Origin of the sequence: Neisseria sp. P0020.S005 (assembly GCF_051957055.1) — a bacterium.
GTDB classification, from domain to species: domain Bacteria; phylum Pseudomonadota; class Gammaproteobacteria; order Burkholderiales; family Neisseriaceae; genus Neisseria; species Neisseria subflava_A.
This window is the reverse complement of the sequence record NZ_JBQCWV010000045.1, coordinates 1-493: the sequence shown is the minus strand read 5'-3', so window position 1 is coordinate 493 and position 493 is coordinate 1. Positions and strand designations below refer to the sequence as shown.

Annotated in this window: 1 protein-coding gene; it reads right to left on the bottom strand. The window is 42.2% G+C overall.

Annotated elements, in window-relative coordinates; translation table 11 throughout:
* Nucleotides 1–178: 178 nt before the first annotated feature.
* On the bottom strand, nucleotides 179–364 hold the full coding sequence (locus ACTHTU_RS11225) for an IS3 family transposase (RefSeq protein WP_440362593.1): 186 nt from the start codon (nucleotides 362–364) through the stop codon (nucleotides 179–181).
* Between the last annotated feature and the right edge of the window lie 129 nt (nucleotides 365–493).

Here is a 493-nt window from a genome sequence, read left to right as displayed (position 1 = left end):
AATTCTTAGAGATTGTCGAAGAATACGTCAAAATCAATTATTGCGAAGGCGGTGCAAAACGCAATCAAAACCGTATCATCCCGATACAGTCTGCTTGATAAACATAGATAAAAGGTCGTCTGAAAAACGTTCGGGCAAAAACTGAACTGCTCCTAAGGTCTGGGACATTCATAAAAGCCTATTCATCAGACACTCTATATAAGCCGGGTTCTATATGTGACAGGCCCCGGCTTTTCAATTTCGAACTGCAACGTTCCTGATTATAGGAATCCATATAATCCTCTATCTGTTTCATCAATTCGTCCATCATCAATTCCCCCTGCACGGCAAAACACTCCGTCTTCATTACCGCAAAGAAGCCCATGTATCGGCGCGTTATTCCCAAAGTTCCCTTTGAGCGGTGAGGCTTAAGTACAAATCCCAATCAAGCATTAAGGTCGTCTGAAAAACATTTTTCAGACGACCTTAATGACGTAACCACACTGTATAGTGG